General features: G+C 56.6%; 26 protein-coding genes. 16 read left to right on the top strand and 10 right to left on the bottom strand.

The window, feature by feature from the left end:
* Nucleotides 1–187: 187 nt before the first annotated feature.
* The gene (gene apbC, locus DFP90_RS05035) at nt 188–1294 is read left to right on the top strand and encodes an iron-sulfur cluster carrier protein ApbC (protein WP_115935278.1); all 1107 of its coding nucleotides are present in this window, start codon (nt 188–190) and stop codon (nt 1292–1294) included.
* 94 nt (nt 1295–1388) lie between these two features.
* Nucleotides 1389–2285: a CAP domain-containing protein gene (locus DFP90_RS05040; protein ID WP_115935279.1), complete on the top strand. Its 897-nt coding sequence runs from the start codon at nt 1389–1391 to the stop codon at nt 2283–2285.
* Between the two features lie 101 nt (nt 2286–2386).
* Here DFP90_RS05040 and DFP90_RS05045 read toward each other — a convergent pair whose 3' ends face one another.
* Entirely contained in the window at nt 2387–2833 is a 447-nt protein-coding gene (locus DFP90_RS05045) for an Lrp/AsnC family transcriptional regulator (protein ID WP_115935280.1), read from the bottom strand.
* Between the two features lie 69 nt (nt 2834–2902).
* Between DFP90_RS05045 and DFP90_RS05050 the strand changes: the two genes are divergently transcribed.
* Together DFP90_RS05050 and DFP90_RS05055 are read left to right on the top strand one after the other, a co-directional pair.
* Nucleotides 2903–4063 carry a pyridoxal phosphate-dependent aminotransferase gene (locus DFP90_RS05050; protein ID WP_115935281.1) on the top strand — a complete coding sequence of 387 codons (1161 nt, stop codon included), beginning with the start codon at nt 2903–2905 and terminating at the stop codon, nt 4061–4063.
* A 13-nt stretch (nt 4064–4076) separates the two neighbouring features.
* On the top strand, nt 4077–4859 hold the full coding sequence (locus DFP90_RS05055) for an HpcH/HpaI aldolase family protein (protein ID WP_115935282.1): 783 nt from the start codon (nt 4077–4079) through the stop codon (nt 4857–4859).
* A gap of 15 nt (nt 4860–4874) precedes the next feature.
* Here DFP90_RS05055 and DFP90_RS05060 read toward each other — a convergent pair whose 3' ends face one another.
* The 6 genes from DFP90_RS05060 to DFP90_RS05085 are packed head-to-tail and all read right to left on the bottom strand — an operon-like array spanning nt 4875 to nt 10370.
* The gene (locus DFP90_RS05060) at nt 4875–6803 is read right to left on the bottom strand and encodes a tetratricopeptide repeat protein (protein WP_115935283.1); all 1929 of its coding nucleotides are present in this window, start codon (nt 6801–6803) and stop codon (nt 4875–4877) included.
* On the bottom strand, nt 6800–7198 hold the full coding sequence (msrB, locus tag DFP90_RS05065) for a peptide-methionine (R)-S-oxide reductase MsrB (protein ID WP_115935284.1): 399 nt from the start codon (nt 7196–7198) through the stop codon (nt 6800–6802). Before msrB ends, DFP90_RS05060 begins: the two co-directional genes overlap by 4 nt.
* Nucleotides 7191–7889, bottom strand: coding sequence for a gamma-glutamylcyclotransferase (locus tag DFP90_RS05070; protein WP_115935285.1), 699 nt, complete (start codon nt 7887–7889; stop codon nt 7191–7193). Before DFP90_RS05070 ends, msrB begins: the two co-directional genes overlap by 8 nt.
* 53 nt (nt 7890–7942) lie before the next feature.
* Nucleotides 7943–8722 (bottom strand): dioxygenase family protein, encoded by a 780-nt coding sequence (locus DFP90_RS05075; protein ID WP_115935286.1) that lies wholly within the window; start codon nt 8720–8722, stop codon nt 7943–7945.
* Between the two features lie 6 nt (nt 8723–8728).
* On the bottom strand, nt 8729–9700 hold the full coding sequence (locus tag DFP90_RS05080; protein ID WP_115935287.1) for a glutathione S-transferase family protein: 972 nt from the start codon (nt 9698–9700) through the stop codon (nt 8729–8731).
* A 43-nt stretch (nt 9701–9743) separates the two neighbouring features.
* A complete protein-coding gene (locus DFP90_RS05085) occupies nt 9744–10370 on the bottom strand; it encodes an FMN-dependent NADH-azoreductase (RefSeq protein ID WP_115935288.1) in 627 nt (208 codons plus the stop codon).
* Between the two features lie 146 nt (nt 10371–10516).
* Here DFP90_RS05085 and DFP90_RS05090 point away from each other — a divergent pair, with 146 nt between their 5' ends.
* The 4 genes from DFP90_RS05090 to DFP90_RS05105 all read left to right on the top strand — a co-directional run bounded on the left by DFP90_RS05090 (nt 10517) and on the right by DFP90_RS05105 (nt 14134).
* Nucleotides 10517–11413 carry a LysR family transcriptional regulator gene (locus DFP90_RS05090; RefSeq protein ID WP_115935289.1) on the top strand — a complete coding sequence of 299 codons (897 nt, stop codon included), beginning with the start codon at nt 10517–10519 and terminating at the stop codon, nt 11411–11413.
* A 151-nt stretch (nt 11414–11564) separates the two neighbouring features.
* Nucleotides 11565–12488, top strand: a complete 924-nt coding sequence (locus tag DFP90_RS05095; protein WP_181905195.1) for a DMT family transporter — start codon at nt 11565–11567, stop codon at nt 12486–12488.
* Between the two features lie 32 nt (nt 12489–12520).
* Complete coding sequence (locus DFP90_RS05100; protein ID WP_115935291.1) at nt 12521–13069, top strand: TlpA disulfide reductase family protein; 549 nt, start codon at nt 12521–12523, stop codon at nt 13067–13069.
* Nucleotides 13070–13138: 69 nt separating this feature from the next.
* Nucleotides 13139–14134 (top strand): threonine ammonia-lyase, encoded by a 996-nt coding sequence (locus DFP90_RS05105; protein WP_115935292.1) that lies wholly within the window; start codon nt 13139–13141, stop codon nt 14132–14134.
* Here DFP90_RS05105 and DFP90_RS05110 read toward each other — a convergent pair.
* Nucleotides 14131–14625: a GNAT family N-acetyltransferase gene (locus DFP90_RS05110; protein ID WP_115935293.1), complete on the bottom strand. Its 495-nt coding sequence runs from the start codon at nt 14623–14625 to the stop codon at nt 14131–14133. The genes DFP90_RS05105 and DFP90_RS05110 overlap by 4 nt on opposite strands.
* Before the next feature lies 1 nt (nt 14626).
* On the bottom strand, nt 14627–14854 hold the full coding sequence (locus DFP90_RS05115; RefSeq protein ID WP_115935294.1) for a DUF1289 domain-containing protein: 228 nt from the start codon (nt 14852–14854) through the stop codon (nt 14627–14629).
* Between the two features lie 158 nt (nt 14855–15012).
* Between DFP90_RS05115 and DFP90_RS05120 the strand changes: the two genes are divergently transcribed.
* From DFP90_RS05120 to DFP90_RS05140, 5 genes are all read left to right on the top strand, one after another.
* The gene (locus tag DFP90_RS05120) at nt 15013–15312 is read left to right on the top strand and encodes an ArsR/SmtB family transcription factor (protein WP_281269680.1); all 300 of its coding nucleotides are present in this window, start codon (nt 15013–15015) and stop codon (nt 15310–15312) included.
* Between the two features lie 97 nt (nt 15313–15409).
* A complete protein-coding gene (locus DFP90_RS05125; RefSeq protein WP_245956966.1) occupies nt 15410–16420 on the top strand; it encodes a permease in 1011 nt (336 codons plus the stop codon).
* Nucleotides 16421–16504: 84 nt separating this feature from the next.
* The gene (locus tag DFP90_RS05130) at nt 16505–17086 is read left to right on the top strand and encodes a TetR/AcrR family transcriptional regulator (RefSeq protein ID WP_115935296.1); all 582 of its coding nucleotides are present in this window, start codon (nt 16505–16507) and stop codon (nt 17084–17086) included.
* 74 nt (nt 17087–17160) lie between these two features.
* Nucleotides 17161–17487 carry an ArsR/SmtB family transcription factor gene (locus tag DFP90_RS05135; RefSeq protein ID WP_115935297.1) on the top strand — a complete coding sequence of 109 codons (327 nt, stop codon included), beginning with the start codon at nt 17161–17163 and terminating at the stop codon, nt 17485–17487.
* A 4-nt stretch (nt 17488–17491) separates the two neighbouring features.
* Entirely contained in the window at nt 17492–17953 is a 462-nt protein-coding gene (locus DFP90_RS05140) for an SRPBCC family protein (RefSeq protein ID WP_115935298.1), read from the top strand.
* Nucleotides 17954–18006: 53 nt separating this feature from the next.
* Here the strand turns inward: DFP90_RS05140 and DFP90_RS05145 are convergent, their stop codons facing one another.
* Nucleotides 18007–19605, bottom strand: coding sequence for a Rieske (2Fe-2S) protein (locus DFP90_RS05145; protein WP_115935299.1), 1599 nt, complete (start codon nt 19603–19605; stop codon nt 18007–18009).
* A gap of 165 nt (nt 19606–19770) precedes the next feature.
* On the opposite strand from DFP90_RS05145, the gene DFP90_RS05150 reads away from it, so the two are divergent.
* Genes DFP90_RS05150 through DFP90_RS05160 form a run of 3 tightly spaced genes read left to right on the top strand, consistent with a single transcriptional unit; the run spans nt 19771 to nt 21296 of the window.
* A complete protein-coding gene (locus tag DFP90_RS05150; RefSeq protein ID WP_115935300.1) occupies nt 19771–20376 on the top strand; it encodes a TetR/AcrR family transcriptional regulator in 606 nt (201 codons plus the stop codon).
* Nucleotides 20376–20663, top strand: a complete 288-nt coding sequence (locus DFP90_RS05155; protein ID WP_115935301.1) for a YciI family protein — start codon at nt 20376–20378, stop codon at nt 20661–20663. The genes DFP90_RS05150 and DFP90_RS05155 overlap by 1 nt, the downstream gene beginning before the upstream one ends.
* 18 nt (nt 20664–20681) lie before the next feature.
* A complete protein-coding gene (locus tag DFP90_RS05160; protein WP_115935302.1) occupies nt 20682–21296 on the top strand; it encodes a DNA-3-methyladenine glycosylase I in 615 nt (204 codons plus the stop codon).
* Nucleotides 21297–21369: the final 73 nt, after the last annotated feature.

The following is a 21369-nucleotide window of genomic DNA, read 5'->3' on the forward strand; positions in this document are numbered from 1 at the left end:
TGCCACCCGGTTATAACTGCTTCCGGGATAGCCTAATGGATGAATAAACGCAAATTTTCCTGTCCATTGCCCTTTATTCATCTTTTCGGAACGCATATTCCTCCATATATGAATGCTTCACTGATAATACCAGCCCTCGGACGGGATGGATCAGTGATTGATAAAATTATTATCCTTGGAGACCCCCATGTCAGACATCAACCGCGCCCAGATCCTGGACATCCTCGCCAGCATCAATGATCCGGTCAGCCATAAAAACCTGGTCGCCGCCGACATGATTTCCGGCCTCGCCATCAAGGATAGCATGGTCCAGTTTTCCATCGAGATCGGCGACCCGTCCCGCGCGGACCAGATGGAACCGATCCGCAAACAGGCCGAAGAGGCCGTGCGCAACCTGCCCGGCGTCATTTCCGTGACCGCCATTTTGACCGCGGAGCGCGCCGCCCAGAAAAAACCGGCCCAGCCGCAGCCGCAAAAAAAGGAAACCGGCACCGGTGCCGCCGAAATACGCCATATCATTGCCGTTGCCAGCGGCAAGGGCGGGGTCGGCAAATCCACCACCGCGGTCAATCTGGCCCTGGCGCTGAAATCGCTTGGCCTCGCGGTCGGCATGATGGATGCCGATGTTTTCGGCCCCAGCCAGCCGCGCATGATGGGCATTTCCGGCCGTCCCGCCAGTGACGACGGCAAAACCCTGGAGCCAATGGAGAATTTCGGCGTCAAATCCATGTCCATGGGGTTCCTGGTCGCCGAAGACCAGCCCGTTGTCTGGCGCGGCCCGATGGTCATGGGCGCTTTGCAGCAGATGCTCAATGACGTGAATTGGGGGCCGCTGGATGTGCTGGTGGTCGATATGCCGCCAGGCACTGGCGACGCACAGCTTTCCATGTCGCAAAATGTGCCGCTGGCCGGTGCTGTGATTGTTTCCACGCCTCAGGATATTGCCCTGCTGGATGCCAGGAAGGGTTTGAACATGTTTAAGAAAGTGGATGTGCCGGTCCTGGGATTGATCGAAAATATGAGCTACTTCCTCTGCCCGAAATGCGGTGAGCAGTCCGATATTTTCGGCCATGGCGGTGCCCGGGACGAAGCGGAGCGGATCGGGGCCGATTTCCTGGGCGAGATTCCACTGCATATGGATATCCGGACCACGTCCGACGGCGGCAATCCCATCGTGGTCAGCGATCCGGAAAGCGCCCATGCCAAGGCCTATATGGCCATCGCGGAAAAGGTCTGGGGCAAGCTTTCCAGCGGCGAAGGCCAGCCCGCCGGTCCGAAGATCTCTTTTTCCTGAAAGCACCGGCTGAAACGCCTGTTCACAAAGAACTGATGAGAAAACCTGCTACACTCTGTGGCAGGTTTTTTCTTGAACCATCCACGACCGGAGAATGCCCCATTTGAGATATCGCCCTCTAATCCTGTTATTAGGCCTATGGTCTGCGATAGTCAGCCTGGCCGGCCAGGGGCTGGCCGACCTGTCCCGAGAGACATTGGTGGATGTGAACCGCTATCGCAGCGCCCGGATCCTGCCAAACCATCAGGCAGAGCCGCGCCTGGCCCGCGCCGCCCGCAATGTGGCCCGCTATCTCGCGGAACGGGGGCCCGAATCTTACCATAGCGGCTTGATGGCGCGTGAGGTGTCCGCCGTCAGATATCCGTCGCGTGAAACCGCGATGATTGTGGATTTCAACTACCGGAATCAGCGCGAATTTCTCAAAGCCCTGCAAAAAAGCGAGCTGGGCCGCACCTTGATGGGCACAAAAAAGGCCTATGAGATCGGCATTGCTGTGTTGGATGCCAACAGCGCAAGACTGCCCCGTAACATCCGGTCCATCTGGGTCGTGATTGCCGCCCAGCACGATACCATGGCAGATGCGGGCTGGCGCGAAGGCATTGTGAAATACGTCAATCTGTTCCGACGGCAACATGGCCTGCCCCCCCTGACGATCAATCCGGTTTTAAACCGGGCGGCGCAATATCACGCAGACGATATGGCCGTGAAGGATTACTTCGACCATACCTCTCCCTTGGGAACTGGCCCTGGTGAACGGGCAAAATCTTTCAATTACCGGTTTTACATGGTCAGCGAAAATCTGGCAGGCGGTGCCCGGGATCCGCGGGAAACCGTTGAACAATGGAAAGCATCAAAAGACGGCCACCGGGAAGCGATGCTGGACAAGCGGGTGAGCGAGATCGGGGTCGGCTATCGCTATCTGCCCGATGACCGCGGTCGGGTGCGTCTCAGCCATTACTGGGCCATCACCATGGGACAACCTTATCCATAACCAACCGGACAGGCAATCTGACGACAAACTTGCACTATGCCAGATGGCGGCTTGCAATCTGCCAGGGCAGAATGAAACTGCTGATCAGGAAAAACCGGCGTTCAGACCGGGGAAATGGGTGAGGACAGAACAAAGATGGTATTGGTGGATTGCACATTGGGATGGTTCCAGAGATGCTCGCAAATCTCCTGGATGCGTTCCGGCGTCGCCTGTTCCACCACCAGAATTAAATCTCCGTCGCCGCTGACATTATGGCATTCACGCACTTCCGGGATCTTTTTCATCACCGCCACAATCGGCGCATATTTCATCCGCTCTTTCAGCCGGATTTCAATGAAGGCCCCTGTTGGTTTCGGTTTCTCGATGGCCGATTCGGCCAGTTCCACACGATATCCCCGGATCATGCCATCCCGCTCCATCCGGTCGATGCGCAGTTGCACAGCCGTCCTCGACAAACCGACCCTGGCCGCCAGTTTGGTTACCGGCAGCCGGGCATTGGCGGATAGTTCCGCGATGATTTTCCGGTCGGTTCCGTCCAGTCCCGCCATGAATTTTGCCTCCCGCTTTTTCAGGATTAGTGAAATATTCAACCACCAGCGTCAATCAGGAATAAAACCATGAATGATCAGGCCATTCGCGCGAAGATTCAGTCCATGCCCGCAAGCCGCATCCGCGAGGTCGCCGATGCGGGCATGGGGCTTGATGGCGTGATCCCGCTTTGGTTCGGGGAATCCGACCGCCCGACACCGGCCGTGATCAAACAGGCCGCCGTCGAGGCCCTGGACCGGGATGAAACCTTTTATGCCGCCAATGTGGGCCTGACCGGCCTGCGCGAAGCTATTCGGACTTATTCAAATAATCTCTATAGCTGCGCGCTGGATCTGGACCAGATCGCCGTGACCGGGTCCGGGATGCAGGCGGTCATGCTCTCCATCCAGATGCTGCTGGAACCGGGCGATAATATGGTGACCACTGGCCCGACCTGGCCAAACATCCCCGGAACGGTCGATATCATGGGTGCCGAGCCGCGCATTGTGCCCCTGGATGAGCATGGCGGGGTCTGGAGCCTGGATCTCGACAAGCTGATGGCCAGGGTCGATCAACATACACGAGTGATTTTCATCAATTCCCCGGGCAATCCGACCGGCTGGGTCATGCCGCGCGAACAACAGGAAACCCTATTGGCATTCGCCCGGGAACGCGGAGTCTGGCTCTTGTCCGACGATGTTTATTCCAGGATCACTTATCATGGCCGTCACGCGCCCTCCTTCCTGGAACTGGTTGAACCCGGTGATCGGTTCATTTCCATCAACAGCTTTTCCAAGGCCTGGCGCATGACCGGCTGGCGGCTGGGATGGGTGGTCGCACCGCCGGAACTATTGAACCAATATGCCAAACTGACCGAATTCAACACCTCCTGCCAGCCACCCTTCGTTCAACATGCCGGCATCACCGCCCTAGAAAAAGGCGAAGATGCCCTGGCCGAGATGATGGCGGAACTGAAAACCAACCGGCAATTGGTCATGGATAGGCTGGGCGGATGCACCCGGCTGCGGATCAGCCCGCCGGATGCCGCCTTTTATGCCTTCTTTGCCGTTGAAGGCATGTCTGATTCCGTTGCGACCGCCAAGGATATCCTGGCCCAGACAAGGGTCGGGCTTGCGCCCGGGGCCGCCTTTGGTCCGGAAGGGGAAGGCTATCTCCGGATCTGTTTTGCCAACCGGACCGATCGGATGGCAGAGGCGCTGGACCGTCTTGCCGACTATTTTGACCGTTAGGAAAGAGAAATACATGAAAGCGAACAAACTGCTTACTCTGTTGAAAAACGGCGGCACCGGCATCGGCCTCTTTGCCGATATCGACAGCAGCATCGTCGCCGAAGGCCTGGCCGGTCTCGGGTTCGATTTCATCTTTGTCGACCAGCAGCATGGCCTGATCGGGGACAAGGATATGCTGGGCATGATCACCGCCATCAACACCACCGAATGCACCCCGATCGTGCGGGTATCCTCCAACGAACCGGGTGCCATCATGCGCGCCCTGGATTATGGTGCACTGGGCGTGGTCTGCCCGCTGGTCAATACCGGAGAGGAGGCCGCCCGCTTTGTCGAAGCCACCCGCTACCCCCCGGAAGGCGGCCGCAGCTGGGGACCGATGCGGCCAAACATTCATTACGGCAGTGACTACACATTGGAAGCCAACAACCAGATCCTGGCCATTGCCCAGATTGAAACCAGAGAAGCCATCGACAATCTGGACGACATCCTGGCGACACCGCATCTGGACGGCATCCTGGTCGGCCCCAATGACCTGGGTTTCACCTATGGCAACTGGCCCAAAGCCATGCCCGATGACAAGCAAGTGGTCGAGGCGATGAAGCGAGTGGCCAAAGCCTGCGCCGAAAAGGGGATATTTGCCGGCATTCATTGCGGCGACACCGCTATGGCACGGGAGATGTTTGACTGGGGCTATCGCTTTGCATCCGTCTCCACTGATATCGGCTATCTACTGAAGGCCGCATCCGAGACCCTGGAAACTCTTCGTGGCGGTAAAGAAAGCCTGCCTGGATACTGACACTCCTCGGCCTGATTAGCGCGAACCATCCATCGCCGCCAGATCTTTTGCCACCCGGCTCAAGACCTGGCGCCAGGACATGTCATGATCGCGGCCATAGATTTTCAATTTTGGGAGAAATGGCAGATTCCCGGTGCCAAACTGGCTCCATTCCGGCTGGCGCAACAAGGCCCAGCAAGGGGTTCCCAAAGCACCTGCCATGGCGGCGACGGAGGTCCCGACAGTAATCACCAAATCTAGATTGGCCATCAGCGCCAGCACATCTTCAATATCATCGCGCAGATCGAGATCCTGCCAGCGGTGCAACGTGAAACCGTGCTCTTCTTCCGCCCGTTTGATTTCCGCCTCGCGGTCGCCATGCTGGAGGTTGACCAGCTTGATCCCCTCAAGCCGGAAAATATCCGCCCAGTCAGACAGGTCCGTCAGCGCCCGATTGCGCTTGGCATTCACCAGACCGCTTCCCCAGGCAATCCCGATATTGAGCCCCTGCCCTAACGCGCCGATACGCGCGCGCCATTTTTCCGCCAATGCAGGATCAGCGGTCAGATATCCCTGATGTCTGGGGAATGACGCAGGATCTTTGCGCAGGATTCCGCAAAGGGACATGAGCGGTATCTGCGCTTGTGCCTGTTCTTCATCGAAATCGCCGCATGCAACAATTTCCGCCCAGGGATAGGCCCGTTCAAAAACCCGCTGAAGACGCCGGTCACATTCAATCACCACCCGTTTCGCCAGGGATCTCCCCCGCACCTCTTCATACATGGAAGCGGCGATCAATTCATCTCCGATGCCCTGTTCCGGCCAGATATGCAGACATTCCCCCGGCATGGCCTGCCCCTGCCAGCGCGGGGCCGGGTGAGTCTGGCACCGGTTCGGACTGCGCTCACCGCATTCAAACCCCGCCTCATATAGCGGCCAGGCCTGTTCCAGATCGCCCACGATCAGTCGCTGCATGGCCAATTGAAACGTATGACGGGGGTTTTGGGGGTGTATTTCTATGGCCTTGCGATAGCTTTGCTCGGCGTCTTCCAGACGGTTGGTTACCTTCAGCAAGTTCGCCAGATTGCCATGGGCATCCGCATTGCCGGGGTCCAGGTTCAGAGCCTTGCGAAAGGCGCATTCCGCATCGCCAAACTGTTCCAGCGCAGATTGCGCATTCCCCAGGTTGTTCCAGGCTTCTGCCAGGTTGGGGGCCTGTTTGACAGCACGGGCGGCCGCATCCGCCGCCTGTTCCATCCGGTTGGTTTCATAGTAGATCGACGCCAGATTGGCCAGCGCGCCCGGATTTTCCGGAAGTGCCTCCAGGACACCCAATTGCGCCGCTTCGGCATCGTCCAGCCGCTTTAGTTTCTTGAGCGCGACCCCGTAGCTGATCAGTAGCTCCGGATGACCGGGTTCATGCGCCAACCCCTGCTCAAAGACCGGCAGGGACTGGTCAAATTGTCCCGCATTCATCAGGGTCACGGCAAGGTTATAGATCGCCTGCATATAGCCGGCCTGGATATCAACCGCCCGGCCAAAGGCCTTGATCGCCTCCTCCACCCGGCCGCAGGCGGACAGAAAAGTCCCGTAGTTATTCCAGGCTTCCGCATGATCCGGGGCAAATTTCACCGCCTTGGCATAGGCGCTTTCCGCCGCTTTTCGATTGCCGACCTTTTCTTCGACCACCGCCAGGCTGGACCAGAAGATCCCTTCTTTCGGTGCCAGTTTGATCGCCCGTTTGATAAATTTCCGGGCGTTATCCGGCTGACCGGCCTGGAAATAAAGATTTCCGCGCAGATGCCACCCATCCCGGCTTTTTGGAAAAGCCTCCACCACGCGCTTGTAGATCTGCTCGGCTTCTGCCAGTCGACCGGCCTGATGCAGATGAGCCGCCTGTTGAAGCCAGGCCCCTTCCTGTGCCGGTGAAACCGCTGCAGCGCCCGTGGAATGTTTCCGGCTCATGTATCCTGGTCGTGCTTAATGGAAAGCGAATTGATACAATAACGCTGGCCCGTTGGAGCCGGCCCATCGGGAAAGACATGTCCCAGATGACAGCCGCATTTATGACAGGTGACCTCGACCCGGCGCATGCCGAAACTGAGATCCTCATGCTCGTCAACGACCCCGTCCTTCAATGGCGCATTGAAACTGGGCCAACCGCAGCCTGCGTCAAATTTGGTCTCCGCATCAAACAGCGGCTCGCCACACCCGGTGCAATGATACTGGCCCGGTTCCCAGTGATCCCAATAGGCCCCGGTGAAGGCCCGCTCCGTGCCTTTTTCCCGGCAGACATGATATTCATCCGCCGTCATCTGCTCGCGCCATTGCGCATCGGTTTTTGTAACCTTGTCAGACATGGGCGGTTCCTCCTCCTGACTTTTTCTGCAAATTTTCCACTCGTTCCCATAAACGATGCATGGGGCCGTCAGCAATGCCCAGCTGATCAAGCGCGATCACAGTTTGTTCAAGATAGTCGGAACATTTGCCAAGCGGCCCTTCCGCGGTCGCGATCAGCCGGGCGGTTTCCGCCTCACCAAGCCCGCGCACATAGCGTTCATAATCCCGGTTCATCAAGAAGGTCAGCGCGGTAAGCGGCCCCTTATCGGATGCCAGCGTAACCCAGGCCGGTCGATAGGCACCAGTCACCATTTCCCGGGACCAAACCACATCCAGTTCTTCTTCAACATTTTCAGGATCAACCTTCAAGGCCAGTCCCAGGCAGGATCCGCCATGTTCCAGCCCTAGCAACAGTCCCGGGTAATCCATGGTGCCGCGTCCGATCACCGCCTTAAGGCAGAAAGCGCGATGATAACCGAACAGTTTGGCCCGGCAGCTGTCCACATGATGAAAGGCTGGGTTCCACATCAAGGAACCATAGGCAAAAACCCAGATATCCCGGACATGGTCCGGTTTGCGGGCCAGGGTTGCCTCCCGACTGGCCACCCGCTCTTCCACGGAGAGGCGCTTGACCAGGCCAAGCCGCTCTCCCTCTTCAGCGATTTTCTGTACGAAGCCGTTTTTGATACTGTCTCGATTGAGGACCGACATCTTTCACCGGGTGGTTTGTTACCCGTTCACTATCCCAACGGAGAAAGCGCCGGTCAATCAAAGATAAACCCCTTCATCGAGAGGATGCGGTAGGCATAGCTCTCCGAAAAGGACCGCCCCGGACCGCCGGACGTGCCCGCTGCCACAAGAAGCGGCAGGATATGTTCCACCGTTGGATGATTGCGCCGATAGTCCGGGGCATAGTCCAGATGCATCAGGCAATCCCAGCTGGCCGCTTCAACCTTTTCTGTCACCCAGTCTTCGAAACGTTGAACATAATCAAGCGGCGGCCCATCCCTGTCGTGCTGATAGTGCCTGAAATCCGCCAGATTATGGGTCAATGCACCGGACGCCAGAATCAAAGTTCCCTGTTGGCGCAAAGGTGCCAGGATCCGCCCTAGGGTGAAATGATGGTCCAGGCCAAGCGCCGGCTGGACCGAAAGCTGGGCCACCGGAATATCCGCGTCGGGAAACATCTGCATCAAGGGCACCCAGGCGCCGTGATCCACCCCCCGGTCCTGGTCAACAGCAACATCCAAACCACCACCGTCGATCAGGTCCCGGACCCTTCCGGCCAGGTCGGGTGCCCCTGGTGCTGGATAGTCCATTTCATACATGGCAGCAGGAAAGCCGTAAAAATCGTGAATGGTCTCCGGCTTTTCCGTGATTGAGACCGTCGGCCTTTCCGCTTCCCAATGGGCAGAGATGACCAAGATGCCTTCGGGTTTGGGAAAACCGCCGGCAACCGCCCGCCAGTTTTCACCAACAATACCAGGGTCCAATGCCAATGTGGGCGCGCCATGGGATACAAACAGCGATGGTATCCGTTTCATGTTTCGTTACCTCCGACCATGCGGTGCCCAGAGATCGATTTCCGGGCCGACCGGCACGATGCCGGTTGGATTGATGCCCCCATGGCTTTCATAATAATGGCGCTTGATATGCTCCATATTCACTGTCCCGGCCACACCCGGCACCTGATACAGCTCACGCAGATACCCCATCAGGTTAGGATAATCCGCAATCCGGCGGATATTGCATTTGAAATGGCCCACATAAACCGGATCGAAGCGGATCAATGTGGTAAACAGCCGCCAATCGGCCTCCGTGATCCGATCCCCTGCCAGATAGCGGTTGGTCTCCAGATGTTTTTCCAGCCGGTCCAACTCGGCAAAAAGATCGGTAACCGCCGTTTCATAGGCCTCTTGCGTGGTGGCAAAGCCCGCCTTATAGACCCCATTATTCACATGGTCATAAATGGGCTGATTGATCGCATCGATTTCCTCACGCAAATCAAGAGGATAGAAATCCCCTTCCCGGGCGCCCACCTGGTCAAATGCCTGATTGAACATACGGATAATCTCAGCAGACTCATTGGAAACGATGGTGTTTCGTTCCTTGTCCCAGAGCACCGGCACCGTGACCCGGCCGGAATAATGGGAATCGGCGGCCGTATAGATTTCATGCATCCGGGTCATGCCGTTAACGTGGTCGGGTATGACATCCTCACCCGCAGCAAAATGCCAGCCTTCCGGTCCCATATGCCAGTGGACCACCGAGATATCGATCATTTCCTCCAACCCTTTGAGCACCCGGAAAATCAGGGTCCGGTGCGCCCAGGGACAGGCATAGGAAACATAAAGGTGATAGCGGCCCGGCTCCGCCTTGAAACCCGCGTCACCACTGGGGCCTGCCGCCCCGTCCGCCGTTACCCAGTTTCGGAAATGGGACTGTTTCCGGACAAATTTTCCTCCGGTTTTGGCCGTGTCATACCATTCATCGACCCATTTGCCGTCAACCAATTTGCCCATGTCCCAATTCCTTCCCAAATACTCGTTCACTATGGATGATAACTTATGCCGCCAGGTCGGATACCGCTGTTTCAATGGCCGTGCTGGCAGATTGGATCGCCTGTTCGCGCACCTCGTCCCCCATATTCAGGCCCTGGCTGTGGATGAAGGTCACATCAGTCAGACCGATGAAGCCCAGAACCGTGCGGATATAGGGGGCCTGGATATCCATCGGTGCCGCCGGCGCGCCTTCCGCGTAATTGCCGCCGCGCGCGGTGATCACAAAAACCTTCTTATTCTTCAACAGGCCTTCCGGGCCGTTTTCCGTATAGCGGAAGGTTTCCCCCACACGGGCCACATGGTCGAACCAGGTTTTCAGCGAAGAGGGGCTGCCAAAGTTATGCATCGGCGCGCCGATCACGATCACATCAGCCTCACGCAACTCCGCAATCAAAGTCTCCGACAGGGCAATCGCCAATTTCTGTTCGGCAGAGCGCTGTTCCGGCATCGTATAGAAGCTGCCGATGGTCGCCTGATCCAGATGCGGCGGCGGGTTTTGTCCGATATCGCGATGAACCACCTTCGGGTCGTCAATTTTCGATGTCCAGGCCTCCACGAATTCCGCTGTCAGGCCACGGGTGACGGATTGTTCCGGGTTCGGGCTGCTATTCACAATTAAAAGATTTCTCATGTCAGTCTCCTTAAGCGCTACAGGCCAGAGCCTGGTTTTGAATTCTTGCGTTACGGAGAAGATATATTGTAGACGATTGATGCATAAACCCATATATTGGAAATTGATTGTTTCCAATTTTAAACCAATAGAGAAGCACCCTTCCCATGGATATCCTGAATGGCATGGCTGTTTTTGCCGCCGTCGTGGAGGCGGGCAGCTTCACCGCCGCCGCCCAGAATCTTGGCCAGTCCAAATCCTCGATCAGCAAGCAGATCACCAAACTGGAGGACCGGCTGGGCGCGAGGCTGCTGAACCGGACCACCCGCAAGCTGAAACTGACCGATGTGGGCCAGGATTATTACGAGCGTTGCCGTCGGATCGTCGAAGAAGCGGAGGAAGCGGAGCTGGCGGTCACCACCATGCAGGACAGTCCGCGCGGGCTTCTCAAGATCAGCACCTCTCACAGTTTCGGGAGCCGTCATATCGCCCCGCTCTTGCCTGAATTCATGAAGAAATATGGCGATATTTCACTGGAAATTCACTTGTCCGGGCAAATGGTTGATTTGGTGGAGCAAGGGTTCGATCTGGCGATCCGGGTCGGCAACCTGCGTGATTCCAGCCTGATTGCACGCAAACTGGCCGATGTGCATTTTGCCGTCGCCGCCAGTCCGGAATATTGGGACCGGCATGGCCGACCGGAACATCCCCGGGAACTGAGCCAGCATAACTGTTTCACCTATGCCTATGCCCCCTCACCCAGAAGCTGGCAGTTTCAGGATAAAAACGGCCGGGATCTTTGGGTGCCGGTCCAGGGCAACCTGCATGGCAACAGCGGTGATTTCGCCCTGAAGGCGGCCCTGGACGGGCTTGGGGTTGCGGCCCTACCCACCTTCTTTGCGCCCGACGCTTATGAAGATGGCCGGCTGGAAACGGTGCTGGATGACTTTAACCGCCCGCCATCAGGGGTTTATGCGGTCTATCCCCATTCCCGGCATCTCTCCACCAAGGTTCGGGTCTTTGTGGATTTCCTGGTAGAGCGGTTGAAACATGCCAGCTTTTAGCCGCCTGTTTTCACAATGGCACAAGATCTTTTCCTGAAAGACACTTCCGCAATCCTGATCATGCGGTTAATCTCTTTCTTCTGATATATTGATGGGCCCGTCCGATCCTGGACGCAATCCCAGAAAATTCGAAAGCCGGAACATGACAGGAATGACCAGCCAGGCGGTGCAAGACCCGCGGGATACCTTGCGTGGCATGGCCCATATGATGGCCAGCATGCTGACCTTTGCCGTGATGGATGCCCTGATCAAGCATCTGGGGCATGATTACCCGGTCACCCAGATTGTTTTCTTTCGCTGCCTGGCCGCCATGATCCCGGTCGGTATTCTGCTCTATCGGGCGGGTGGCCTGAAAATCCTGAAAACCGAGCAGCCGGGCCTGCATCTGCTGCGCGCGCTTTTTGGCATGACGGCCATGTATTGTGTGTTCACCTCCTTCACCCTGATGCCGCTGGCCGATGCGATCGCGATTAATTTCTCCGCGCCGCTTTTCATGACCCTGCTCTCCATCCCGTTACTGGGCGAAAAAGTTGGGCTGCACCGGCTTGGCGCGGTCCTGGCTGGCTTTGCCGGTGTGGTGATCATCATGGCCCCCGGTGCAGAGGTGATCGGCGATGGCACCTGGATCGCCCTGACAGGTGCCTTTTTCATCGCCCTTGCCATGATCACCGTACGCAAGCTTTCGCGCAAAGATCATGTGGTCGCCATCACCACCTATTTCACCTTGGCGGGGATAATTGTCGGGGCCATCGGCGTTGGCATCCAGGGCTGGCGCACCCCGCCGCTGGAGGATTTCATCCTGCTGATGATGGTCGGGATCCTGGGCGGCATTGCGCAATTTTCCATGACCAGCGCCTTCCGTCTGGCCGAATTGAGCGTGGTCGCCCCCTTTGAATACACCCAGATCCTCTGGGGAGCGATCATCGCCTATCTCTTCTGGCAGGAAGCCCCCGATACCAGGCTTTATGCCGGCGCGGTATTCATCGCCGCCAGCGGCCTTTACATCATGCATCGTGAAACCCGCAACTACGCGCCGGGCCAGCGCCGCAAATGGCCGCGCCTCTGGCCAAAATAAATCCCACACAGATTTGTGCATGACCGTGATTGGTGGATCGCCCCGGCCTGGTCCATAAATCGGCCATGAAAAAGCTCACCTTCCTATTGGCTATTCTTCTACTTCCACTGCATCCCGCGCAGGCGGGCCCCACGCTGGATGCGGACGGCTACAGCTACCTGCAAAACCTCAGCCCCATTGGGGACAGTGACATTCGGCCCTTGTCCGGCAAACCGCTGGTGGTGGCTTTTTTTGCCAGCTGGTGCCCACCCTGCACAGCCGAATTTCGGGAACTGAACCGATTGCAGGCTAAACGGGGCCCGCAGGAGGTGAACATCCTGGCGATAAATCTGTTTGAGGATTTTTTCCCCGACCCTGCGGGCAAACGCCTCGCGCGTTTCCTGGCCCGTACCAAGCCACAATTCCCGCTGTTTTCATCATCGGGAAAACCTGGCCTGACAGCGCTCTTCGGGAAAATAGAGCGCATTCCCTCCGTTCTTATTTTCGATCAAACCGGCAAGAATGTTTATCGCTTTATCCATGAGGAAGGCGCTGCCAAACAACATTCCAACATGGAAGAAATGTTGAACAATCTCCGATGACACGCTTGCCAATTCGCTGGGCCTTTATATCCTCGCAGTCCACATCATTTCTTTCCACAGGTATCAGACATGACAGACAGGCAGGGCCCCTCCATCCAGGCGATCCGGGACGCCGCAGAGCAATTGCGCGGTCGTATTATTGAAACCCCGGTCACTATGCTGGCCTCTGATCGCATCAAACCTTATCTGCCGGAAAGTGCCGAGGTATCGATTAAGTTGGAACTTTTCCAGCATGCCGGCTCCTTCAAAGCCCGTGGCGCGCTCTTGAATGTCTCCGCCCTTACAGATGAGGAACGCAAACGCGGTGTGACCACCGTCAGCGCCGGCAATCATGCGCTCGCACTGTCCTGGGCCGCAGCCCAGGAAAAGGTGCATGCCAAAGTCGTCATGCCCGAAGCCAGTGATCCCGTCCGGGTGGAGGGCTGCCGTAAAATGGGGGCGGAGGTTATCTTGACCCGTGATGTCCATGCCGCCTTTGCCGAGATGGAACGGATTCGCGATGATGAGGGCCGAACCGTCGTCCATCCGTTCGAGGGCCCGCGAACAACCCTTGGCACTGCGACCTGTGGCCTGGAATTCGCAACCGCTGTCCCGGATCTGGATGCAGTCATCATTCCGGTCGGCGGCGGCGGATTGATTTCCGGCATGGCCTGTGCCTTCCGCCAAATGAACCCGAATATCGAGATTATCGGCGTGGAACCGTTTGGTGCCGACAGCATGTATCGCAGTTTCGAGACCGGCCAGCCGGAAAAGCTGGAAAAGGTCCATACCATCGCTGACAGCCTGGGCTCTCCTCTTGCCATGCCCTACAGCTTTGCCGTAACCAAAGACAATGTGGACCGGATCATCCGGGTCGAGGATGACAGCCTGAGAAAATACATGGCACTGTTGTTTGATGCGCTGAAAATTGCCGTGGAACCGGCAGGCGCTGCCTCCACTGCCGCCCTAGGCACTGTCCTTCGGGAAGAAATGCGGGGCAGGAAGGTCGGTGTGATCGCCTGCGGCTCCAACATCAGTGAAGAAAAATTCGGGAAACTCGCCGGTGAAGGCCGCGCCCTCTTCTAGAGCGAATATTCCATCCGGATAAAGGTCTCTTCGTCATAGCCTTCATGGCAATGGCGGGAGACCTCGCGGAAACCGGCGGATTGGAACAAACGCTGGTTATCGACCAAGGGAATGCGCACATTCAGCGCAACAAATTCCCGGCCTTCGACCCTCGCCTGGTCCACCACATGGGCAATCAGGCGTTTCGCAACACCTTTGCCCTGATGAAAGGGGCTGACTGCCAGACGGTATAGATAAAGACCGTTGCCATCGGGTTTGAAAAAGACACAGCCGACAATGGTTTCACCCAGGACACAGACTGCAATACCAACCCGACCGAAGGATTTGGACAGGCTTTCCACCGTTTGTGATTTTGCACTGGTCGGGGGATCGATCCGCCCTTCCAACTGTTCAAACGCCTTTTGATAGACCTCAAAGATCTCAGCCGCCTCCCAGAGCACAGCCGGTCGTACAATGAATGGATCCGCCAGAGATGCGCTGTGATCAGGCATGTCAGCCCCGGCGGCGGCGGCGCGGGCGCAGGTCGCTCTCGCTGATGCGGCCCGCGGCCATGCGACGCTTTTTCAGTTCCTGAAGGATCGCCAGCCTCGCCTCATTATCCGATTTGCCCCAGATGCGGATTTCATCCCGGCTGCGCAAGCAGCCTTTGCACAGCCCGCTTTGTTTATCCAGCGTGCATACCCCAGTGCAAGGGGATGGAATATCCGGCAATGACGACATCAGGCAATCGCCCCTTAGATTTCATTTATCTCCTTCGCAATTAGGTCAGATTGCTCAGGCTTTCAAGCGCCGGATGCGACATATTCTGTCCAAACTATTATTTCGATAATTCTAGTATTATAGTTGACAATTCACTTTTGCGACCTCATATTGCTGGCATGATTGAATTGGACCTCGCCGCAAACCGCCTGGATGCTCTGGGCAATCCAACCCGCCTCGCGCTGTATCGCTATCTTGTGCGCGCAGGGGGAGATGGTCGCCCCGTGGGCAAGATTCAAGAGGCGCTGGATATCCCGGCAAGCACACTGACCCACCATCTGAAACATCTGGAACAGGTCGGGTTGGTGAAGCGGGAAAAACACGGCACCACCCATACCTGCCGTGCAGACTATCATGCGATGGATGCGCTGCTGGTCTTTTTGACGGAAAACTGCTGTCAGGACGCAAATTGCGGCTGACATAACCCCAGACTGTAAGGATCGGGCCATGAGCACGGAAAGCACCACTGGATCTTGCTCGGATAGTAATTTCGATAATTCTAGAAATTACAGAATTATGACAAAATTGAAGAAGGTCGATCGGGTCTTGATCGCATTCCTGCTGATCCTGGCCGCGCTTTTTGTGCTGAGCCCTGATCGGTTGATGCCCAATCTGGCCTTTGTCGGCGGCAATATCCTGGAGATCGCCATTTTCTTGGGCCTCTCAGTACTGTTGGCTGCCAGCATTAAAGCCAGCGGCGCGGACCGGTTGATCGGCGCCGCCTTCAGGAGCCACGCGGGCAAAGCCGTTCTGGTGGCATCCCTGCTCGGGGCTTTTTCGCCCTTTTGTTCCTGCGGCGTCATCCCCTTGATCGCGGCCCTGCTGGCGGCTGGCGTGCCGCTGGCGCCGGTAATGGCTTTCTGGCTGGCCTCCCCGGTGATTGATCCTGAAATGATGATCCTGACCGGCGCGGCATTGGGGACGGAATTTGCTATCGCAAAAACCTTCTCCGCCATAGCGCTAGGGCTTATGGGCGGCGGCCTGGTCATGCTGATCCAGAAAGCCGGGGGCTTTTCCGATCCTTTGAAAAATCACGCTATTTCCACCTGTGGCGCCGGTGCCATCACTAGGGATGAAAAACCGGTCTGGCGTTTTTGGCTCCAGGCCGAACGCCGTGTCGCTTTTCTGCGCGAAATACGTTCCAACGGCTGGTTCCTGTTGAAATGGCTGTCGCTCGCTTTCCTGCTGGAGGCAATCATGCTGGATCACGCCCCCATGGAAGCCATCGGCGAATGGTTGACCACCATCGGTTTCTGGTCGGTGCCGCTGGCGGCCGTTGTTGGCGTCCCCGCCTATCTCAACGGTTATGCCGCAATTCCACTGGCTGACATGCTGATCACCATGGGCCTGTCGCCCGCGGCCGCCCTTAGTTTCATGGTGGCAGGCGGCGTGACCAGCATTCCCGCCGCCATCGCGGTCCAGGCCCTGGCGCGCTGGCCGGTTTTCCTGACCTATTTGGCGGTCTCCCTGCTCGGATCCATGGCGGTAGGATTCGCCTATCTTGGCTGGATCACCCAACTTTCCTGAACATACATTCAAAAACGGGTTTGAAATTCCGGGCGCGCAAAACCATATTTGCTGGAGAGTTTAACAGATAGCTACCGGACAATAATGGCGCGCCCCAAGGCATTCGATCCCGATCAAGTACTGGACAAGGCAATGGAGATGTTCTGGTCCAGGGGATATAAAAACACATCCATGCAGGATCTGGTCGATTGCATGTGCATCAACCGGGGCAGTCTCTATGACACGTTCGGTGACAAACATGCGCTCTATCTGAAGGCCCTGAATCGCTATATGGAAAAAAACTCGATCCGGATGCTCGCCGCCGATGACGACGGCCATCCGGCACGGGAGGTGATCCGCGGCCTGCTCTATCATCTGGCAGAGGAAAAAAACTGCGATTCCGATCAACGGGGCTGTTTCATCACCAACACCATCTGCGAGCTTTGTTCCTGTGATTCCGATGTCGCACAAACCATGCAACAGGGCCTGGCCCGCATGCAGGGCGCGTTGGAGGAAATTCTGGAAGGTGGCCGACGGTCGGGCGAATTTGCCGCCGATCTGGATTGTCATGCGGCCGCCGGCTTCTTCCTCAATACCATTCATGGCATGCAGGTCATGCGCAAGGTCCAGCCCGACCCAGCCATTTTGAAATCCATTGCCGATCAGGCGGTCGGGATCTTGCGCTAATTCTCAAAACACGCTTTCATTAAGTTAACCGATATGTTATTTAATTAATAGGTTAATTTTATGTTAGAGATATCATGGACCCATTAAGCGCGACATTTTCCGCCCTGGCCGACCCGACCCGGCGTGCCATTCTGGCCCGCCTGGCGGAAGGCAGCGCCACCGTCAATGAGCTGGCCGAACCGTTTGACATTTCCCTGCCTGCTGTTTCACGGCATTTGAAAGTTCTGGAAAGCGCCAACCTGATACGGCGTGAAGTGGAAAAACAGAAACGCCGCTGCTTCCTGCAGCCGCAAGCCCTCAAGACCGCCTCTGACTGGGTTGATCTCTATAGCCGCATGTGGACCGAAAGCCTGGATGGGCTGGAAAAATACCTGGATGATTTGAAACAAGCCAAGGATTGATGCCATGAGTGATGCCGCCCTTGAAACAGACCAGGCGCCGCTGAGCCTGACCATAGAACGCAATTTCAAACATCCGGTTGAAGCTGTTTTCCGCGCCTGGACAGAAACCGATGCGCTTCGCCAATGGATGGGCCCGACCGGGTACAGCTGCGAGGATGCCGAGATGGAAGCCAGGGCCGGTGGTCGTTACGCCTTCCCGATCAAGGATCCCGAAGGCTCCATCCATACCGCCCAGGGCGAGGTGCTGGCCATTGTCCCGAACGAATTGCTGCATATCAGCTGGTCCTGGAAACAGGATGATGGATCACAAGGCCAACAGATGGATGTGCGGCTGGAATTTCATCCGACCCCGAATGGCACAAGGCTTGTCCTCACCCACAGCAACTTCATTGATGAAGCCGCACGGGACAATCATATGGGCGGCTGGTCCGGTTGCCTGGCCTCGCTGGAGGAATTCCTCGGCTGAGCCTTTTCCCAATGGCAATGAAAAGCCCCGGCGTCCGCCGGGGCTTTTCTGCTTCAGCCTTCCGCCCGGACAAAATTCAGTGACTGTTTCGCGGTGCGCAAGGCATGCCGCCGCTTCATGGGCGAATGCAGATAGCGGTTCACCGCCGCAAAGGCCAATTGGACCCAATCCGCCCCGGGATTGTGTTCATATTCGGCCCGCAATGCCGCTGTCACTTTGACCTTGTGGCAGGAGATGATGAATTCAAATTCCCCATGGTCGAACAACCCTTCTTCCTCAAGGCGCAAGAAGGCATCCGGGTCATTCACCAACCAGGGTTCGGCATTAAAATCCTTATCCAGATAAGCGGCATTGCGTCCGGCGAAGCAGGCCATCTGCAACAGGCCCTGGGGCCAGAGTTCCGGATAGCGCCCACAAATCCCGCGTACCGCATTGGCAAAGGTAAGACCATGGGTGAAATCCAGCCAGTTCACATTATAGGTCACGGATTTTTCCGTCTGTATGCCAAGAGATTCGTCAAAATACAGCATATTCCATGACAGCACGCCCAGCAGTGCGTCATATAGAGCGGCGACATTGCTGGATGCCTGATTACATTGATCAAGCGCCCGGTTGACCGAAAGACCGACAAAATCCTGCCAATGGGCACGTTCCACCCCCTTTCCGTCCCAGGCTTTCAGCGCAGGTGCATAGCCCCGGAATTCCGGAATCAGATCCTCCCGGCTGCTGTAAACCAGAAGGCGGGTCAGGGAGAGCAGCAAAGGTTCCAGCACCCCGCCTCCCAATTGCGCCACCAATTGCCCGACCTTCATGACATAGATCGCCGCATGGCCAAAACCGGCATAATGGGCCAGCGCGGCCCGGGCCAATGGAGCCTCGAACGCATCCCAACCAAGGCCGTGCGCCAGACCGCCACGGACAATGGCAATGGCAGCCTTTTCGTCTTCTTCCTCGATGGCCTCAACCAAAGCCTCGGCATCAAAGGGACGCACTTCATTGGGATAGGGATAAGCCGGATGGCGCAGGCCGTCCCAGGCCATATGGCCCACCGGTTCCAAAACCGAGACCAGCCCAAAGGCCGGATCAACCCCGCCATAGCGGGTCCGCAGATCAATCCAGTCCGCCGTCGCCGCATAGGCGTGGCCCATGCCATATTCCAGATGATCATGGGTCCAATGGATCGACCGGCGGACTGCTTCCAGCGGATCACCGCCGGATTTCTCAAGCCGGGCAATTTCGCGGGCCATGCGGTCATATTGATGCAGCCGGAAACTGTCTTTCAAATTTGTCAGCGCTTTTTCAATGCCTTCCTCCGCCGGTGGATCAGTCAGATCCAGCAAAATGGCATCGCCATCCAGCTTTACGGGATAGCGGCGAAGACTGTCCCCACCGACCAGGGTATCGCCGCTTTCCAGATCAAATTTCCAATTGTGCCAATTGCAGGTCAGCACACAATGCCCGGTGTCATGATCTTCCGAGATCTTTCCCTCCACCAGAGGATAACCTTCATGGGGACAGCGATTGTTGCAGGCATGGACACCCTGCTCCCCCTTGAACAGGACGATCTGCTTGCCATCAAGCTTCACCACCATTCGCCCACGCGTTTCAAGCTCACTCAAGCTCGCGACTTTCTGAAACCGAACCCGCTCCATGTCCACTTCCTTTTATAAATTAATTTCTTTAGAAACCATGCGCCCGGCGACCCATTTAATCAAGTTTTTTCTTTATTAAATAATTTCCCTTGAATGATTAGGGCAAATGTCCTAATTACATTTTTATAGGACAATTGTCCTACTCCTATCACAAGAGGTGTCACTGTGGAAAAGCCCGATACACGTTCCATTATCATCGGAGAGGCGGACAGGCTGTTTTACCAGCAAGGATTCGAACCGACCTCCTTTTCCGACATTGCCAGCTCGGTCGGCATCTCGCGTGGAAATTTCTATTACCATTTCAAAACCAAGGATGAGATCTTGGAAGCGGTCATCGATCTGCGCTTGCGCAATACTGTCGGCATGCTGGCGGCTTGGGAAAAACAAGGGGAAACACCGGCAGATCGGCTGAAATGCTTCATCAAGATCCTGATCCGGAACCAGGCCAAGATCATGGCCTATGGCTGCCCGGTCGGCACGCTCTCCAACGAGCTTTCTAAGCTGGACCATCCTTCCAAAGCTGATGCTGCCCGGATCTTCTCCCTTTTCAAGGACTGGCTTGCCCGCCAGTTCAAGGCCATGGGGCGCAAAACAGATGCCGAAACACTGGCGCTGCATATCCTGGGCCGCAGCCAGGGGGTGGCGTCATTGGCCACCGCCTTCAAGGATAAAGACTATGTTCACTCGGAGGTGGACCAGATTTGCCGATGGATCGACAGCATCGAACACGCCAGGGACTCAAACAGCGAATATTCAAACAGGGGAAGTTAATGTTCATTATTCTGCTTAAATTCTCGGCCAACCGGGAGAATGCCGGCACCTATATGGAGGCCCATAAAGCCTGGCTGAAACAGGGATTTGACGACGGGGTTTTCCTGCTTGCGGGCAGTTTGCAGCCGGGCCTCGGCGGCGGCATCCTGGCGCAGGCGGGATCCCTGGACGATATTGCCGCCCGGGTGAAAGAAGACCCCTTTGTCGAAGAAGATGTGGTTAAACCCGAGATAATCGAAATGACTCCGGCCCTGGCCGGTGAGCGGCTGAAATTTTTGGTTGGTTGAAACAAGGATAATAATGAGATGCCCAAAACCGTTGAGGGGCCGGATGGCCGCCCCCGCTGTGGCTGGTGCGCCGCTGCACCTGAATTCTTCGCCTATCACGACCGTGAATGGGGTTTTCCTGTCGATGATGACCGGCGGCTGTTTGAAAAAATCTGCCTGGAAAGCTTCCAATCAGGCCTGAGCTGGCGCACGATCCTGGCCAAGCGGGATAATTTCCGCGCCGCTTTTGATAATTTCGATTTCCGCAAAGTCGCCAACTACACGCAAGCTGATGTCGAACGTCTGCTCGCCGACCCGGGCATTGTCCGTCACCGCGGCAAGATTGAAGCCGTGATCAACAATGCCAAACGCGCCAAAGAGCTGGTGGCGGAAGCAGGCTCGATCGCCGCCTTTGTCTGGTCTTACGAACCGGATGAGAAGGAATTGGCGGAACCCCAAACCGCCTCAACCTCAGAGGCCTCAATCCAGCTATCAAAGGATCTGAAAAAACGGGGCTGGAAATTTGTCGGCCCGACCACCGTCTATGCCTTCATGCAGGCCATGGGTCTGATCAATGACCACGCGGCGGGCTGCGCGATGCGCATAGAGGCAGCAAAGGCCAGAGCGGCATTTACCCGCCCTCAGATAGTTTAAAAAGAAGTTGTTAATCCCCCTGGATCCCGACCCGTGCGTCAGAATCCAGGGCTGTAAACGCCAACGGTATAGG

Origin of the sequence: Aestuariispira insulae (assembly GCF_003385955.1) — a bacterium.
Taxonomy (GTDB): Bacteria; Pseudomonadota; Alphaproteobacteria; order UBA8366; family Aestuariispiraceae; genus Aestuariispira; species Aestuariispira insulae.

Excerpts from the sequence above, each read along its gene's own strand:
- DFP90_RS05040 (WP_115935279.1), top strand. The coding sequence starts at position 1,389 with ATGCCCCATTTGAGATATCGCCCTCTAATCCTGTTATTAGGCCTATGG.
- DFP90_RS05070 (WP_115935285.1), bottom strand. The coding sequence starts at position 7,889 with ATGTCGGTCCTCAATCGAGACAGTATCAAAAACGGCTTCGTACAGAAA.
- DFP90_RS05140 (WP_115935298.1), top strand. The coding sequence starts at position 17,492 with ATGAGTGATGCCGCCCTTGAAACAGACCAGGCGCCGCTGAGCCTGACC.
- DFP90_RS05160 (WP_115935302.1), top strand. The coding sequence starts at position 20,682 with ATGCCCAAAACCGTTGAGGGGCCGGATGGCCGCCCCCGCTGTGGCTGG.
- DFP90_RS05095 (WP_181905195.1), top strand. The coding sequence starts at position 11,565 with ATGACCAGCCAGGCGGTGCAAGACCCGCGGGATACCTTGCGTGGCATG.
- DFP90_RS05115 (WP_115935294.1), bottom strand. The coding sequence starts at position 14,854 with ATGTCGTCATTGCCGGATATTCCATCCCCTTGCACTGGGGTATGCACG.
- msrB (WP_115935284.1), bottom strand. The coding sequence starts at position 7,198 with ATGTCTGACAAGGTTACAAAAACCGATGCGCAATGGCGCGAGCAGATG.
- DFP90_RS05120 (WP_281269680.1), top strand. The coding sequence starts at position 15,013 with ATGATTGAATTGGACCTCGCCGCAAACCGCCTGGATGCTCTGGGCAAT.
- apbC (WP_115935278.1), top strand. The coding sequence starts at position 188 with ATGTCAGACATCAACCGCGCCCAGATCCTGGACATCCTCGCCAGCATC.
- DFP90_RS05055 (WP_115935282.1), top strand. The coding sequence starts at position 4,077 with ATGAAAGCGAACAAACTGCTTACTCTGTTGAAAAACGGCGGCACCGGC.
- DFP90_RS05105 (WP_115935292.1), top strand. The coding sequence starts at position 13,139 with ATGACAGACAGGCAGGGCCCCTCCATCCAGGCGATCCGGGACGCCGCA.
- DFP90_RS05130 (WP_115935296.1), top strand. The coding sequence starts at position 16,505 with ATGGCGCGCCCCAAGGCATTCGATCCCGATCAAGTACTGGACAAGGCA.
- DFP90_RS05085 (WP_115935288.1), bottom strand. The coding sequence starts at position 10,370 with ATGAGAAATCTTTTAATTGTGAATAGCAGCCCGAACCCGGAACAATCC.
- DFP90_RS05125 (WP_245956966.1), top strand. The coding sequence starts at position 15,410 with ATGACAAAATTGAAGAAGGTCGATCGGGTCTTGATCGCATTCCTGCTG.
- DFP90_RS05060 (WP_115935283.1), bottom strand. The coding sequence starts at position 6,803 with ATGAGCCGGAAACATTCCACGGGCGCTGCAGCGGTTTCACCGGCACAG.
- DFP90_RS05045 (WP_115935280.1), bottom strand. The coding sequence starts at position 2,833 with ATGGCGGGACTGGACGGAACCGACCGGAAAATCATCGCGGAACTATCC.
- DFP90_RS05075 (WP_115935286.1), bottom strand. The coding sequence starts at position 8,722 with ATGAAACGGATACCATCGCTGTTTGTATCCCATGGCGCGCCCACATTG.
- DFP90_RS05145 (WP_115935299.1), bottom strand. The coding sequence starts at position 19,605 with ATGGAGCGGGTTCGGTTTCAGAAAGTCGCGAGCTTGAGTGAGCTTGAA.
- DFP90_RS05155 (WP_115935301.1), top strand. The coding sequence starts at position 20,376 with ATGTTCATTATTCTGCTTAAATTCTCGGCCAACCGGGAGAATGCCGGC.
- DFP90_RS05080 (WP_115935287.1), bottom strand. The coding sequence starts at position 9,700 with ATGGGCAAATTGGTTGACGGCAAATGGGTCGATGAATGGTATGACACG.
- DFP90_RS05090 (WP_115935289.1), top strand. The coding sequence starts at position 10,517 with ATGGATATCCTGAATGGCATGGCTGTTTTTGCCGCCGTCGTGGAGGCG.
- DFP90_RS05050 (WP_115935281.1), top strand. The coding sequence starts at position 2,903 with ATGAATGATCAGGCCATTCGCGCGAAGATTCAGTCCATGCCCGCAAGC.
- DFP90_RS05110 (WP_115935293.1), bottom strand. The coding sequence starts at position 14,625 with ATGCCTGATCACAGCGCATCTCTGGCGGATCCATTCATTGTACGACCG.
- DFP90_RS05135 (WP_115935297.1), top strand. The coding sequence starts at position 17,161 with ATGGACCCATTAAGCGCGACATTTTCCGCCCTGGCCGACCCGACCCGG.